General features: G+C 52.7%; 10 protein-coding genes. 2 read left to right on the forward strand and 8 right to left on the reverse strand.

All coding sequences use genetic code 11. From position 1 onward, the window contains the following. Positions 1 to 147: 147 nt before the first annotated feature. The 7 genes from AC3Y2E_RS16295 to AC3Y2E_RS16325 form a co-directional block, all read right to left on the reverse strand. The gene (locus tag AC3Y2E_RS16295) at positions 148 to 5,634 is read right to left on the reverse strand and encodes a SpaA isopeptide-forming pilin-related protein (RefSeq protein ID WP_379212106.1); all 5,487 of its coding nucleotides are present in this window, start codon (positions 5,632 to 5,634) and stop codon (positions 148 to 150) included. A 346-nt stretch (positions 5,635 to 5,980) separates the two neighbouring features. Beyond that, positions 5,981 to 7,120, reverse strand: a complete 1,140-nt coding sequence (locus AC3Y2E_RS16300; RefSeq protein WP_379212108.1) for a response regulator — start codon at positions 7,118 to 7,120, stop codon at positions 5,981 to 5,983. Between the two features lie 116 nt (positions 7,121 to 7,236). After that, the gene (locus AC3Y2E_RS16305) at positions 7,237 to 7,866 is read right to left on the reverse strand and encodes a TraX family protein (protein ID WP_379212243.1); all 630 of its coding nucleotides are present in this window, start codon (positions 7,864 to 7,866) and stop codon (positions 7,237 to 7,239) included. Between the two features lie 133 nt (positions 7,867 to 7,999). Next, positions 8,000 to 8,464 carry a hypothetical protein gene (locus AC3Y2E_RS16310; protein WP_379212111.1) on the reverse strand — a complete coding sequence of 155 codons (465 nt, stop codon included), beginning with the start codon at positions 8,462 to 8,464 and terminating at the stop codon, positions 8,000 to 8,002. Positions 8,465 to 8,655: 191 nt separating this feature from the next. Next, complete coding sequence (locus AC3Y2E_RS16315; protein WP_379212113.1) at positions 8,656 to 10,779, reverse strand: ABC transporter ATP-binding protein; 2,124 nt, start codon at positions 10,777 to 10,779, stop codon at positions 8,656 to 8,658. Continuing rightward, on the reverse strand, positions 10,776 to 12,599 hold the full coding sequence (locus AC3Y2E_RS16320; RefSeq protein WP_379212116.1) for an ABC transporter ATP-binding protein: 1,824 nt from the start codon (positions 12,597 to 12,599) through the stop codon (positions 10,776 to 10,778). The genes AC3Y2E_RS16315 and AC3Y2E_RS16320 overlap by 4 nt, the downstream gene beginning before the upstream one ends. Before the next feature lie 1,207 nt (positions 12,600 to 13,806). After that, entirely contained in the window at positions 13,807 to 14,091 is a 285-nt protein-coding gene (locus AC3Y2E_RS16325) for a hypothetical protein (protein ID WP_379212118.1), read from the reverse strand. 88 nt (positions 14,092 to 14,179) lie between these two features. Here AC3Y2E_RS16325 and AC3Y2E_RS16330 point away from each other — a divergent pair, with 88 nt between their 5' ends. Further along, entirely contained in the window at positions 14,180 to 15,169 is a 990-nt protein-coding gene (locus AC3Y2E_RS16330; protein ID WP_190925703.1) for a metal-dependent hydrolase, read from the forward strand. A gap of 264 nt (positions 15,170 to 15,433) precedes the next feature. Here AC3Y2E_RS16330 and AC3Y2E_RS16335 read toward each other — a convergent pair whose 3' ends face one another. Next, positions 15,434 to 15,658 (reverse strand): alpha/beta-type small acid-soluble spore protein, encoded by a 225-nt coding sequence (locus AC3Y2E_RS16335; protein WP_190925705.1) that lies wholly within the window; start codon positions 15,656 to 15,658, stop codon positions 15,434 to 15,436. Positions 15,659 to 16,185: 527 nt separating this feature from the next. Here AC3Y2E_RS16335 and AC3Y2E_RS16340 point away from each other — a divergent pair. Next, positions 16,186 to 16,398 carry a DUF5325 family protein gene (locus AC3Y2E_RS16340; RefSeq protein WP_332071913.1) on the forward strand — a complete coding sequence of 71 codons (213 nt, stop codon included), beginning with the start codon at positions 16,186 to 16,188 and terminating at the stop codon, positions 16,396 to 16,398. The last annotated feature ends 99 nt before the right edge of the window (positions 16,399 to 16,497 follow it).

Consider the following 16,497-nt stretch of genomic DNA (forward strand, 5'->3'; position numbering starts at 1 on the left):
TACTTGCACAACTACAAAAGGAGCGGCCGGCGACGGTCAGCTCCTTTTCTTCGTTCTAGCGTTCGATCTAATTCGGAAGAGGAAAGCCCGAATACCGTCAAGGTACTCAGGCTTCTCCCGTACAACTATTCTAACATTAAAAAACGATTAAAGGCCGCGCCCCCGTCTTCTGTACAGAAGACCGGCAATACCTGCGGCAACCAGTGTCAAACCGGCCACTTGAAGCGGCAAATCACTGTCTTCTCCGGTTTTGGGAAGTTCTTTTACCCCCGCGCCGTTCGACTTGTTGTCGTCCGAGTTGGCCAGAGCTGAATGATTTCCGCTCGTATCGGAGTTGTCCCGGTTAGGCTCTGTCGGTTCTTCGCTGTTCTCCTGATTGCGGCCTGCCCCTGCGTTATCCGAATCCCCTGGCGTTACGGCACCAGGGTCCGTCGGTTTCTCCGTATCTGTCGGGTCCGTCGGTTTGCCCGGATCTATTGGATCGGTCGGCTTTCCTGGATCTACCGGGTTCGTCGGTTTACCCGGATCGACAGGGTTCGTCGGCTTGCCCGGATCAGTAGGGGCCGTTGGTTTGCCTGGATCTACCGGATCGGTCGGCTCCTCAGGATCGACTGGATCGACCGGATTTACCGGATCGACAGGCTTGCCTTGCTTCTTATTTTTGACCTCGATAACCCCGATCGTGCCCGCACTTGCTGCGTCCAAAATAATGGTCAATTCCTTCGAATCAAGCACATAACCGTCCGGTGCTGTAATCTCGGTCAACATATAAGTGCCGAATGGCATGTCGATAAACGGGAGCAATCCGTCCGGGCCAGTCGTATACGTCCCCATGATCACTTTGCCATAGGTCGAGCCTGTGACTGTAATCCCGGTCCCGTAAGTCGAACCCGTTACCGTGATTCCCGCTCCATAAGTCGAACCCGTTACCGTAGTTCCTGCACCGTATGTCGAGCCCGTTACCGTAGTTAACTGCTCCAACTTGAAGATGGCTCCCTGCAGCGGCATTCCCGTGAGGTCGTCCACTTTCTTGATGAAGAAATTTCCTGTTTTCGGCAATATGACTTGCAGCTTATTTTTGACTTCGATCTCATGGTAACCCGTAGCTTCGGTATTGGCTACCGTCAGAACGATCTCCCGTTCCGCCGGATCAAGCTCATAACCGGACGGCGCCGCGATCTCCGTCAAAATGTAAGTGCCAAACGCCAAATTTTCGTATTTCAGCAATCCATGGATGTCTGTCGTATACGTTGCATGGGTGACCGTAGTCCGGGTGCCGCTGGACGCCTTATGCTCCAGCTTGAATTGTGCCCCTTGCAGAACTTTGGCCGGCGTATCGGCATCCACTTTTTTGATGATCAGATCACTTGTCGTTCTGATCTTATTAGTAACTATATACTCGTAGTAACCCAAAGTTTCGGTATTGGCCACGCTCAGCATGATTCTATGTTCTGTCGTATCCAGCACATACCCGTAGGGTGCTTGGGTCTCCGTCAAGATATAAGTTCCCAGTTCCAAATCCTCGTACTTGAGCAATCCATCGATGTCTGTGGCATTCGTTGCACTTGCGACCGTGGTCCGTGTGCCGTTAGACGCCTCTCGCTCCAGCTTGAAATGCGCCCCGGGCAGCACCGTATTCGTGCCGTCTATTAGTTTCTTAATGTGCAGACTGCCTATCGTTCTGGCCTTATTTTTGACTTCGAATTCGAAAGCTTTCGTCTCGGTATTGGCTGCGTCCAAACTAAATGTATGTTCAGTCGTATCCAGTACATACCCGGACGGCGCCGCGATCTCCGTCAACATGTAAGTGCCGAACGGCAAATCTTCGTATTTCAACAATCCTTGAATGTCTGTCGTATACGTTGCACCTGTGACCGTCGTCCGAGTGCCGTTAGACGCCTCTCGCTCCAGCTTGAATTGTGCTCCAGGCAGAACTTTAGTCGGCGTGTCGGAATCTACTTTCTTGATGATCAGATTGCCTGTCGTTCTCGCCTTATTTTTGACTTCGAACTCATGGTAACCCGTAGTTTCGGTATTGGCTACAGTCAGAACGATCTCCCGTTCCGCCGAATCCGGCTCGTACCCGGCCGGTGGTTGGGTCTCTGTCAAAATGTAAGTGCCGAACGCCAAATCTTCGTATTTCAGCAACCCATGGATGTCTGTCGTATTCGTTGCATGGGCGACCGTAGTCCGGGTGCCGTTAGACGCCTGATGCTCCAGCTTGAATTGTGCCCCTTCCAGGACCGTATTCGTGCCGTCTTTGACTTTCTTGATAACCAGACCGCCTGTTGTTCTTACTTTATTTTCGACTTTGAACTCATAGCCTGTCGTACCGACATGGTGTGGGGTCAGTTCGATGGAATGTTCCTTCGGATCAAGAGCGTACCCGTACGGCGCTATAATCTCCGTCAAAATGTAATTCCCCAACGGCAAATCCGCATACTTCAATAATCCGTTGCTGCCGGTCACATAGGTTGAATTGGAGACCGTGGTCCGTGTGCTGTCCGAATTGACCCGCTCCAGCTTGAATGTTGCGCCTTGCAGAACGGTATTCGTGCCTTCTTTGACTTTTTTGACGATCAGATCGCCTATGGCTCGCTTATTTTTGACTTCGAACTCATAAGGTGCACTACCGGCCGTAGCGGCGTCCAAAATGATCGTTTTTTCTGTCGAATCCAGCTCGTACGAGCGCGGGGCCGCAGTCTCGGTCAATATATATGTGCCGAACAACAAATCTTCGTATTTCAGCAGGCCATCTGCATCGGTCTTGTTAATCGCTTGGCTGATCGGAATCCGCTTCCCGTTCGACTCCCGCTCGAGCTTGAACTGCGCGTCTTTCAGAACGGCCCCCGTATCCAGATCAGTTTTTTTAATGATCAACGTGCCGGTAACGCCGCTTCCGGTACCAGAGCCGGCAGTCTTCATAACCGTCTTGCTTTCGTTCGTAGTCTTTTCGCCTTTTGTAATCTGATCTCCGGTAAAGGTAACCGAATTGCTTACCGATACTTGGCCGGACGCGTTAATGAATGTCTGATACTCCAAAATGTAGGCATCCTTGATCGCATGATTCGGATTTGAATTTTTGAACTTCAGCACAAACGACTGCTTGCCGTTGTCATCCGTTGCAAAGTCCAAGGTGTAGTCTACATCTTTTACCAGTAAAGGTTTCGTCAAGTCTTTCGTTACCGTTCCACCCGAACTAACCTTTGTAGGATACAGCTTGAAAGAACTTTCCACCAAGATTTGATTTGCGCTGGGCTCGTCTTTCACTACTGCGTTCTCTACCAACGACTGTCCTCTATTAATCGGCAGCGTCCAATCCATAAGGACCTTGTTGGCTGAGTGAAGCGCACCGGTTTTGGAGACGAATTCGCCGCCATGCTTAATCGGTACGGTTGTTCCGAAACTAGTAAGCGGAGTGCTGATGTTTTCGTACAAATCAGCTGTATTCGAGATCGTCTTTTCATCAATTTTCACACCGTCAAGACTAGTCTTAAACGTGATGTAATAGGGGGTGTTAATCACTGTGCCCGGCGGTTTGTCGAATGCTACGCTCAGCGTGTTGTTGTTCGCCGCATTCGGTTCCGTGAATGTATACTCGCTGCTATTCACCCCGGCTCCAACGACTATTCCGTTCTCCGTTCCCGATAAAGTCATATGGTGTACGTTCAAAGAACCGGACACATACTTCTGACCTTGTCCGAGAATATCCTTCACAACCGCATCCGTAATCGGTCTGTTGTTGTAGTTGATACCGATTTTCCAGGTCAGTTCCTTCGTTACCGCATCGTAGGAACCTTCTTTAAATCCGTTGGCTTTGGTGAACGTATCCGGGATAAACGGGGCTGTGATCGTTTTCGATTTGTCCACCGTAACGCTGTTTTCAACTGCTTTCCAGTCCAGCTTGCCCCGGTTGTAAAAATTATCCTTGTGCTCCCCTTGAGAAATACCGAATGAATTATCGTGCGGCGGCTTCCATTCATTATCGAACTTAGTCGTGTACGTGATTCGATGTTCGGTCGTTACCGGTTTTAAAAATGTGATCGTAAAGCCAGTAGTCGGATCTTGAGTAATCGTATAGTCCGTGCCCTGGGTCAACGTCGTCGAGCCTCTTTGAACTCTAATCGGCCCATGCAACTGCAATCCGCCAAACGGGAATGTATCTGTAAAGACGAGATTTTGAACATCCGTATACCCGATCTCGTTGATCCGTACAGTCCAATCTATCGTTTTGTCGTTATAGTTTGGATTGCTCGACCCTTTATCGAGAAATTTCTGGCTGATGCTCTGTGTAGCCGACTTCGTGGTAGTACCCGTCGTTACGTTGTTACTCAGGGTATGGTCTTCATACACATTCCCTGCTGCCTTGGTTTTGTACTTGATTTTGTAGGCTTGGCTGGCTCCGCTAGTAAATTTCAATTCAAAGCCGTTTTTCCCTGTGGCCGTAGCTGGAGTTACTGTATACCCGCTTGTCAGCTTGTCTCCAACAACTGCGTTGCCATTCGAATCAAAGCTTACCTCATAGACCTCAACTGGTCCGTCCAATACATGCGTATTGTCAAACATGTCTACAAGCACCGCTTGTGCAGCAGGAATCTGGTTCAACGAATAGTTGTAGTCGATCTCCCAGCTTACCGATTGAGTACTCGAGTCATAACCGCTGGTCTTCTTCTCTAGCAGCGTCCCGCGGTCGACCGTTACGGTCGGTGATGTTGCAAGAGGCTCCGTCGTGCCGCCTGTCAGAGTAGCCTTATTCACAAATGACTTTTTGTCATCCGTAAATCCGGTTGTAAACACAATCTGGTAGGCTGAATCGATATTGCCCAAATTTACGGCAAATTTGTTCGCTGCTGCATTGGGATCATATGTATAATCCGCAGCATTCAATTTGTTTCCACGCACGGTAGTACCGTTGTTTTTAACAATCAGCTCATAAACTTCCACATTAGCGGGCTTGGCAAGCCCCGGCGGAAGCTCGTCAATTACGGCCGCATTGCTTATTCGCTCGAGCTTCTTGTTCACATCGATCGTCCAGTTGATCCACTGCGTTTGTTTGTTCCGATTGGGAGAACCCGATTTTTTGATCGTTTCCGTCACGTTCGGTTGAAACAAAACCGTAAGATCCTGCGTCTGGTTATCCTTGATCGGGATCGAAATGGTGACTTCCGATTCGGATGTTTTGGTGCTCTCGCTGAACCACGTGTCGAACGTAAGCGTGCCCTTCACACCGGATCGTTTTTGGATCTCATCGTTAAAGGTCATGGTTACTTCGCGCTTGCTTTCCAGCAGCTTGAACGTACCGACTTTCACATTTCCAGCGATCATTAAATCGCCGGTCACATCGTTGTAAACTTCAAACAAGTTGTGAATTTGGAATGTGAACGTATCGCCGGACTTGTACCCGTGTCCGTTCTCGAGCTCCCACTCGTAGTTTAGCTTGACGGCTGAAGCCGGCGTGACCCGATAATCGGGGTTTAGAGCCGCATCAATGATCTTTCCCTGGCCATCCTTCAAGATTACCTTCGAAAGAATACTGTCCGTAATCGCTGCGGCATGTGCCGTATTAAACAGACCCGTAAAGGTTTGGGCAAATAGCAGAAGCGCGATAGCGAGAACCGATACTTTCCTTCGCATGTTTCTTATGGGCCTCCATCTCTGTTGAATTAACGTTATGAACTTCACTTGCTCTTGCCTGCTTCGCTATTTTCATATCTCCCCTCCTCTCTATAGGTGCTTGTTTATTTTCAATGATCACCGTATAACAAATTTCTCTACAAATTCTCAACAGCTTCTAAACGCTCTACTCCCGAGGAAGGGCGACGGAACGGCTTCGACGAGAGATTCGTGACTTTATTTTATCTTTTTGCGGCAAAGAAGCTTGAACGTAACCTTACAGGCAGCCCGCCCCCTCTCCTCGCCCAACCCGCAACAAAAAGACCGCCCCTCGTGTCTGGGACGGCCTTCTCACGCCTATTATTTATTAATCTCGCTGCTTCCACTGCTCAAACCAATTCAGGGTCGTTTCCGACAGCCCGATCCCGAGTTCACCCTCCAGCATCTCCCGAACGATCCGGAATTGCCCTTCCACAGCGGAACGTTCCCCCATTTTGTCGTACACCTGCATCATTCCCAGATGACCCTCTTCAGAGTAGGGCTGCAGCTGCACGATCCTCTGATAGAGCGATAATGCCGCCGGAAGCATCCCCGTCTCGGTATAACACTCGGCGACCTGTACCGTGTGGTGCAGCCACATCATCCGAAGGCGCTGCCGCTCGCTTTCCGCCCAAGCGTACCCTTTATCCCCGAAATAATCGCCCGAGTACTCCTGCACCCATCTCCGGTGTTCCTCCAGGTGATCCGGCTGAACGGGTCCTAGATTACGGATGCCGTTCTCCCACTCCTCCACATCAAGCGCCACCTGATGCAAGTCCAGCCGGTAGCCGACCCGGCCGCTGATCCGGCTGATCTGTACATCGACATGCGATTCCTTCAACGTTTTGCGGATATGGTAAATGATCGTATACAGGTGGGCCAGAGCCTTCTCAGGGTCCGTATCGGGCCAGAACAGATCGATCAGCGTTTCTTTGTATACCACGCTGCCGCGATGGTGGAGCAGATAACAGAATAACTCCTCCGTCTTCGTAGTTCTCCACCGGAACGGCTGGGCAGCATGCCCCTCCTGCTCGAACTGGAGCATACCGAAGCAGCGGATATAGCCAGCCTTGTTCTCACGCATTGCCGTCTGCTCGGCCAGTTGGGACCATTTTTTCTCCAGTCTCCTTACCGTCTTCATCAGCCTCCGGCTTTGAACCGGCTTGACGATGTAATCCATCGCATGAAGCTCGAACGCTTCCAGCGCAAACTGATTATAAGCCGTCACGAATACGATATTCGTATCCGGACAGCTGTCCGTTATAATTTCCGCAGCCGTTAATCCGTCCATTTCCGGCATGTCGATATCCATAAAAATGACGTCCGGCTTCAGCTCCGGAGCAGCTTGAACCGCCTCCACGGGGTCCGTTAAGGCAGCGATTATTTCGATGTCCATCAATTCTTTCAGCAACTGCTCCAAATAGACGAGAGCCAGTCTCTCGTCGTCTACAAGCATACCCCGGATCATAACATTCACCGCTCTGTCGAAGTGTAAGCAGGTCTATTATATCATAGTTCGGGGACACTTCCCGTAGCGTGATGCGCTGCCATTCGACAAAATATTGAAAAGAAACGCCAGGACCGCTAAGTCCCGATCCATAACCGAAGCCCGTACAGGACCGCCAAATGGCCGGGGTAAAATCCGCGATAGATCCATTTGTTCAGCTGTACCCGGCTATTCAGCTCCTGGGCGCACACGATCAGGAAAGTGCCGAATACGCTGAACAACTGGATCGCATAACCGAATCCGTATACGAGTACATGGGCGGCGTCCAGCAAGAAATGATAATGCACCAGCTGCCATTGCCTGAAATAACGGAACAGCAAGGCAATCATCACTCCGTAAAGTCCGTAGCTCATCGGAACCCATAGAGCGATGCCGACAGCTCCGCCAACCAGAAGCAGCTTGAAGATGCCTTTTGCCCCGGAGTCGAGCGTGTACAGCACCCCCAGAGCCAACAATAGCGTAAAAATAACGTTAAGCTGCCACAGCTGCAGCGAGAGCGTGAACGGAAGCTGTGACAAAACGGCGAGTCCGAGCAATCTGAACGCGTACCTTTTTAAATTTCCCGTGTGCAAATACCCTTGAACTAAAAACCAGCCATACAGCGGAAACGCGATCCTTCCGATGACCCGAAACGCCGCAATATCCGGATAAAACACGATGCCGACATGATCCACAAGCATGGTTATCATAGCGATGAACTGCAGCAGACTGGATCACCCGACTTTCGAAAGGACGGTAGGGAAGCTGCGGCGCTGCCTGTTAGGACTTCAGCTTCGTCCAGGCTAATCCGCCGTTGAAGCTTCCCCGTTTCCATTACAATAACATCCCCCGCCGGCAATGTTAAGACCTGATTACGATCTTCCGGACGATACCCGGGTCCATCCATATAGCCGACGCCACATTAGTCGGAGCCCCGATCACCGCAACGTACAGAGGCTCGCCGTCCGGCATCCGGTTCGCCCGCTCGATCAGATCGGCAGCGGCGTCTTTCAGCCGCCGGATCGGCTTGTAGTTGATATGCATCAAAATGAAGATTGCAAGACCCCCGATCAGGATCGTCGCCGCAAGCCCCGCCAAGGCGAATAGCTTGATCCTCGCCACACTCGCCATAACGCGAGTTTTTTCCACTTTCGTTACGTATACCCTTAGCCCTCCCGCATACAAGCTGCGGATATATTTGACGGCTTCCTTATATTCTGGCTGTACGGGCTCGAACCGGACCTGTCCGCCGATGACAGCCATCCGGTTGCCGTCCGGATTAAGCACGCCGAACGAGTTGAACAGCGCCCTGTAATTGTTGCTCACCAATGCTGCGGGGCGTGTAAATGATGATCATTTAGCCTCATATGCGGAATTTTACATGCCCCGGCGGAATGCCGACTCCAGCTTACTGCGCACCGTTGGCAGCTAGCTCGCGTCGCTCCCGACAAAAAGGACCGCGCTAACCGAAGCCGGGTAACGGGGTCCTTTTTGTTACGTTTTGGCTACACACTACGCTACCGTGCGTGCTGCATCTGCATTTCCCGCTTCTGGTCTTTGTACTGCAGCTCGAACAGTTTGTAATAGTACCCTTTCAGGGCGAGCAGCTGATAATGGTTTCCGGTCTCGCGCACTTTGCCTTTGTGCATAACGATGATCTGATCGGCATGCTGAATCGTAGACAGCCGGTGCGCTACGATCAGCGTCGTGCGGTTTTTGGAGATCGTCTTGAGCGCGTCCTGCACGACCAGCTCGGTCTCGGTATCGATATTCGAGGTCGCCTCGTCGAGAATGAGAATTTGCGGCCGGAATACGATGGCGCGGGCAAAGGACAGCAGCTGGCGCTGGCCAAGCGACAGGTTGACGCCCCGCTCGCCCAGAGGGGTCGCGTAGCCGAGCGGCTGTTTGCGGATGAAGTCATCCATATGCACCATCCGTGCGGCTTCCTTTACCTCTTCGTCGGTAATTCCCGCCTCGTTCAACCGGATGTTCGAGGCGATATCGCCGTTGAACAGGAAGACGTCCTGCTGAACGACGCTGATCGCCCGGCGCAGCTGGTCAAGCGGGAGGTCGCGAATATCGACGCCGTCCAGCCGGATCGTTCCTTTCTGAATGTCGTAGAAACGGTTGATCAGCTGAATGATCGAGCTTTTGCCGGCCCCGGTCGCCCCGACGAACGCCACCGTCTGCCCCGGCCCGATCTTAAACGATACGTCCCGCAGCACCCATTCGCCCTCGTTGTAGGCAAACCAGACATGATCGAACTCGATCTCGCCGCGCACCTGCTTCGGCAAAGGCTTCGGCTCCTCTTTGTCCACGATCGACGGCTTCTCTCCGAGCAGCTCGAATATACGCTCCGCTCCGACCATCGCCGTCTGAATCTGATTGTATTTCTCCGCGAGGCTCATCAGCGGGTTGAAAAATTGCCGGACATAGTGAGTAAAGGCATAAACGATCCCGAACGTAATCGCCCCGTCCAGCACCGAGCCGCCCCCGTACCAGATCAGCAAAGCGATCGCGAGGTTGCCGACAAAGCCGACCGCCGGCTGGAAGACGGAGTTGATGACGGTATTGCGCATGCCCGCCTTGTAATGCTCCCCGTTCAGCTCGCGGAACTGCTCGAGCTGCCGCTCCTCCCGGACGAACAGCTGCGTAATCCGGATTCCGGACAAATTTTCGGCAAGGAAGGAGTTCAGCCGGGCGAGCAGAATGCGCATTTTCCGCTGCGCCTCGCGAACGACGATGCGGTACCAGACGGTCAGGGCGGCCAGGAGCGGGATGACGACAAGCATAAGACCCGTCAGCTTTACGCTCATCTGCAGCATAATAATTAATATCCCGATCAGTACGATAAAATCTTTCACCAGATTGACGATCACCTGCGAATACAGCTGGTTGAGCGATTCCGTATCCTGCGTGACGCGGACGACGAGCCGCCCTACCGGGTTTCGGTCAAAAAACGAAGCCGACATTTTGCCCAAATGCTCGAACAGCTCGCCGCGGATGCGGTAAATGATATGCTGTCCGGTATATTGAAGCAGGTTCGTCTGCACGTAGCTGAGCACGGCTCCCCCGATCACGGCGATCAGAAACAAAGCGCCCAGCATCAGGAAGCCGGTAAAGTCGCGGTCGCGGAACCCGGAGATCGTCGCGTCGTCCAGTAACACGGCTGGCAGCTGCACCCCTTCGCCAGTGAGACGTACCTCGCTTCCGCCGCCCTCGGCCGTCAGCTTCGCATTCGGAGCCACCCAGCCTTCGGCCAAGTACGACCCTTCTCCGACCTCCACGATCTGGACCTTCCGGAGCGCCTCACCGCCGGCGGATGACGCCCCGGCCTCGGCTGCAGCTGCATCGAGGCGGACGTAGGCCGTCCCGCCGATGACGATCGGCTTGCCGTAGCTTTTCAACCGGTCCGCCCGTTCCGCTTCTACAGCGTACATCGGCTTATGAAGCCCGTTAATATGGTCGTCGATCGCCACTTTAATAATGTAAGGACGGGCCAGGTCGGTAACGACGATCAGAAAAGCAAGTGTTATGCACAGCGTAATCATCTTCCAGTGCGGAATCGCATAAGCGAGCATTTTCTTAAGAAGCTGCCCGTCCTTAATATCGACTGACGTTTTCTCCGCATGAATGCTCATCCGGCTTTCCCTCCTGAAGTAGCGCTCCGGACTTCGCCCTGCTCCGGCTGCTCCGATTCCCATTCATGCTTATGCAGTTCGACTGCCTCGTCCAGCAGCTGCTTATGATAGAGATCGGCATACAAGCCGTTGCGTTCCAGCAGCGATTCGTGCGTCCCGCGCTCGACGATGGCGCCTTCATCCAGTACGACGATCTGGTCGGCCGCCTGAACCGACGAGATGCGGTGTCCGATAATAATCGTCGTCCGCTCCTCCATAACTCCGTTCAGTCCCGACAAAATGCGGTCTTCCGTCTCCGTGTCGACTGCGGACAAGCTGTCGTCGAAGATGAGAATCGACGGCTTCTTGATGATCGCCCTCGCGATGCTGACACGCTGCCGCTGCCCCCCGGACAGCGAGATGCCGCGCTCGCCGAGCGCCGTCTGGAACTGATTCGGAAATTCGATAATATTGTCGTACACTTGCGCCACCTTGGCCGCCTGCTCAATCTCTTCGTCGCGGTAAGGCTTCGGGTCGAAACCGATGTTGTCCTTGATCGTGGTCGAGAACAAAAACTGGTCCTGCGGCACGATTCCGACATTGGCCCGGAGCACCTGAAGCGGGATTTCGTGAATATCCCGGCCGTCGATGAATACCGTTCCTTTCGGCGGATTGTACAGCCGGACGAGCAGATGGACGAGCGTACTTTTGCCGCTCCCGACCCGGCCTACGATCGCAAGGCTGCTTCCTTTCGGCACGTTGAGCGAGATGTCGCGCAGCGTAGCTTCATGGGCTTCCGGGTACCGGAACGACAAGTTGCGGATTTCGATATCGCCTGCGATCGCGGTGATCGAACGATCGGCAGCGGAATCGTCCGCTACGTCCGGCCGGGTGTTCAGAATCGCAAGCAGCCGGTTCTCAGACGCTTTGCCCCGCTGCATCGTATTGACGACTTTGCCCAAATTCTCGATCGGTCCCATCAGCAGGGACAAATACGAGTTAAACGCAACAAAATCCCCCAGCGTAATCCGGCCGCGCAGCACCATGATGCCGCCCAGTACAACGGATACGAGGAAGCTGATTCCGACTACGGCCGCGCTGAGCGCGCCGAACATCGAATTCGAGCGGACCAGCTTGCGGTTCATGGTGACGGCGTTCTCATTGTCTTTGCGGAACAACCGGTTCTGCTCCCGCTCCTGGACGAACGCCTTCACCACGCGGATGCCGGCTACGAACTCCTGCACCCGGCTCGTCAGATCGCCGATAGCTTCCTGAACGTTAGCCGATTCCTTCTGAATCCGCTGTCTGAAGCGGTAAGCGAGGACGCTCAGCAGCGGCAGAGGCAGCAACGTGAACAGCGTCAGCAGCGGATCGATCGACGTGGCCATCGTAACGACCGTGATGGAGATCAGGACGCCCGCCTCCATCGTCTGAAAGACGCCGGATTGGGTGACCTCGCGGATGACGCTGACGTCGCTGATCGCGTGCGACATCAGGTCTCCGACCCGGCGGTTTTTGAAATATTGGGTAGACAGCGTCTCCCAATGCTTGAATAAGTCGTTGCGGATGCGCATATCCAGCAGGCGCGACAGCCGGAACAAATAAATACGCGAGGAAGAGCGGAGAATAGCAACTCCCAGACCCGCCAGCGCCATCCACATGGCGATCGTCAGCGCATGCTCGTAGGTTAGTTCCGACCGCTCCAGCTGGTCTGTGAACGTACCCAGCAGCATCGGGATGACGAGCTGCATCGCGCAAGAAATGGACAATAATGCAAAGCCGAATACATACGGAAAACGGTGCTCGCTGATGTGCTTCCAAATAATATGCTTCCTGCCCATCCTTGGTCCCCCTTGTTTTTCCTCTACTCCAGCGGTTCATGCGGATCTTTATAGTAAGCTTAACAAAATCTTCAAGAAGGAGACCATGGATATCCATGCTTTAAATAATGGACTATCCGATCATAACGAAGATAACGGGCAAATCAAGTATGGAGCGCTCACGTCAAACCGGATTGTGCGAAGCGAACTTTCGTGATAAGAGCAGATTTGAATTTGGCCCTCATATTGAAGCAACCTTCGCTAGGATGAAGTAAGAAGGGCGGGTTTGGCTACTTGCAGGGCCAATCATCGTTAAACGGGGCGGGCACATTTATTTATGAGGGGATACGACCGATAATTTCCCCATTTTATGGGTTATCAACTCTTAGCAGCCGGGCAAAATAGGACTAGTTTGCAAATTTGTGATTCATCTGGACCGATGCTGCCCAAATAGTGAGTAGATAAAAGTGGGGAGTTGCAACTCATATTGCCGACGTGACCTAAATAGCGGGTAGACAAGAGCGATTTGCTACCTCTTGTTCGCCGAAACCGCCCAATACCGAGCGGATAAGAGCGGTTTGCAACTCTTATTTGCTGACGTTACCCCAATAGCGGGTAGATAAGAGCGGTTTGTTTGCACCCCTTATTTCAGCTTCTATGCTTATAATCCGGCGTTTGGGGGAAATTAGGAGCTACAAACCGCTCTTATATTTGCTTTAAACCCGTTTTGCGACTAAATAAGGGGGATAAATCGCTCTTAACGGGGCGCTATCTTGTGCCGATGGGGAAGTGACCGTGGAGAAGAACCAAAAGTGGCATTGGGTGGGGACATTTGGAGAAGGGATTTAGGGAGAGCTTTTGGTGGGGCTTTTGGTGGGGCTCTTGGTGGGGCTCTTGATGAGAGCTATGGCGGGTGCTTTGGCAGGGTGCTTTGGGCGGGGTGCTATTGGCGGCTGCTTTTGACGAGTACTTTGGTGAAGAGCTTTTGACGGTGAGCTTTGGGCGGGCTGCTTGTGGCGGGGAGCTTTGGGCGGGAGCTTTGGGCAGCAGCTTTGGCGGGGACATTTCGAGGGGCATTTCGAGAGAGGGCATTGGGAGGGGGAATACAAACTGAGGCGTTCGAGCCTGCCGGTCCATTCGCCGTGTCGCCTTCCCGGCACCCGCCATACAATACGAGCGGACATCCAAACCTCCCGCAAACGTCCGTTTCAACTTGGTTGCCTCTATATCAGATCGTCCGTCGAAAATGCCAAATATGCACCTTGGCCAAACCTCCGGGCACGAAGTCGGCCAAACCGGACCATGACGGATCGCCCGTCTCCAGCCGCCTGATCTTGAACGACCGGTACCCGTCCTCATCGAAACCGCGCCACTGCTCGACGAACAGTCCGGGCTGATCCGACCCTTCATAAAGCTCGAACCGGACGTCTCCGTCTGCAGCCGACTTGATCCAGCTCATGTATGCGTCCCGCTTATCCGGGAACACTTTATATTCAATAAAAATAATATCCATAAAATCCCGCCCAATTCGTTTTATATTTTTTATTTTAACGCCAGTCGTGTTATGATAACAAGGAAGACCGATGAGGAGGAGACATCTTTTGGATACTGGAACGCATCTGGTAGTCGGACTCGGTTTGGCCGGATTGGCCTATGTGGATCCCGCAGTCGCATCTGACTCCGCTTTGGCTACCGCCGTATTGATCGGAACCGTGCTTGGCTCTCAGGCACCCGACCTGGACGGGCTGCTGCGCTTCCGCAGCAACGCGTCGTACATTCGCAACCATCGCGGAAAATCACACAGTCTGCCCGCCGTCGCCATCTGGACCGCCTTGATTACGCTTATGCTAGCCGTCTTGTTTAGGGGCGTTTCCGTACCGCACCTCGCTCTTTGGGTGTTTATCGCCGTAGCGTTTCATGTGTTCAGCGATTTGTTCAACACTTACGGTACACAAGCATTCCGGCCCATTACGGAAAAGTGGATTTCATGGAACATTATTCACATTTTCGATCCGGTCATCTTCTCGTCCCATTTGATCGCGATATTTATGTGGTCGGTTCATATGGCCCCGCCCGCTCAAATTTTTACGGTACTTTACGGACTGCTGGCTCTGTATTATGTATGGAGGACGATCGTACATTTCGGCGTGGCCAGGCGGCTTAAGCTGCAGGACCCTCAGTACGCTCCGACGCACCGGTACATTTTAATACCGACGATCCATCTGTACGCATGGAACGTGGTGAAAGAGACGGAGCCGAATCATTACACGATCGGCGAATTCCGCAACAACAAGCTTCGCTGGGTCGACAAAGTCCGCTGTCACGATCATGCAGCGATCGACGCAACCAAGAGCCATCCGGACGTAGCCGCGTTTCTGTACTTCACCTCTACGGCATGCGCCGAAGTGAAGGAACATTCCTGGGGTTATGAGGTCCGCTGGACCGACGTCCGCTACCGTCACCGCAAGCAGTACCCGTTCGTAGCCGTCGTATTAATGGATAAAGAGCTTCGCGCGATCGACTCGTATGTAGGGTGGCGCAGCGAAGGACGTGTCGAGAAGAAGCTGAAGATCAGCACGTATAACCCTTAAGCACACACCGGCCCGGAATATCGGGCATGTCGGCCCCCTATCCTATGCTGGAAAAAGAAGTTCCGGCCCGGGCTCCAGAAGAACTGCGAAGTTGTATCGTTTCAGGAAAAAAAGCGCGCGCAGCGCTTCTTTTTCTTGATTGGCGATATTTTCGGGCATACACGCGTGCGACGTCGTGTCCGGCATCAATTCCCTAAAATAGGAAAGCTCAAGGGACCCGGTCCCTTGAGCTTGTTCAACGCTTATGCGAGGCTGATCCGGCGATTAGCGTGCGCCGCCGGACAGTTGTTGCTCGGCGATTTGCACCAGACGGCGGGTAATATGTCCTCCGATCGCACCTGCGTCGCGAGTAGCCATGTAACCCATGTAACCGTCTTGCGGAATTTGAATGCCGAGCTCTTGAGCCACTTCATACTTCATTTGGTCCAGAGCTGCGTTTGCTTGAGGGACTACCAGAGAGTTGCTGCTGCGAGATTGACCTTTTGCCATAATAATGATGCGCTCCTTTCAATCTGCGTTCATGTTTGTAAAGGTGGTTTGCAAGCTTGCAAACTTATTATGTTACGTAGAACGAAATATATGCGCGAGGTTTATAAAAAACTTTCGAAGTTTTTCCGGTGCGGAATCCCCCCGTAATCCGATCGCTTGTCCGGCTTCGGATTCGTAGGTTTATATGTACCGCTGTACGGTTTCGCAGTTCGAAAGCTTATAAGCTTCCGCCCGGGCCGCCGGTAAAGCGTCCCTTTACTTTAATCCTTTGCCGCTGTAATCCATACTCCTTTTCGTTGGAGCGCAAAGGCTGTACACTTAAAGTTCGAGTTCAAAAAGTCCGGTTTTCAGCACCGAGAAGATGGGATGAAGCTAGGAAATGAGGAGCGGAGCGTAGTGAAAGCTACGTGAGCACCGGAAGTTCCGGTTGAATTCCATATTCGATGTCGAGTAGGCTTCCTGTATCTACTTCGTGATCAAAAGTGGACTTTTTGAACAACCTCTTAAAGAAGAAACGGGGTGAAAGCATGAGTCGCACACTCGCTTTGCTGTTCGCTTTTGTCGGTACGCTCCTGCTGGTCGGCATAGGCGCCGCTCTCAGCTATCGCAGCCTGCTCGGCGCGCTGCTCCTGGCTGTTGTCTCCGTCGCCTTTATCGGCTGGGGCTTCGTCCTCAAAGCCAAACTTCGCCGCAAAAACGAAGCCCGGGCGGATTCAAGCGCGGAACCTAAAAAACCGTAACCGATGAAAGATCGGCTACGGTTTTTTTTAAGTCCAGTATACATGTCGGGCCAAGCTCAACCTTTTCCGTCCCCAAGCAAAACTACCGTTTATGCAAGG

Source organism: Paenibacillus sp. MAH-35 (genome assembly GCF_058135425.1).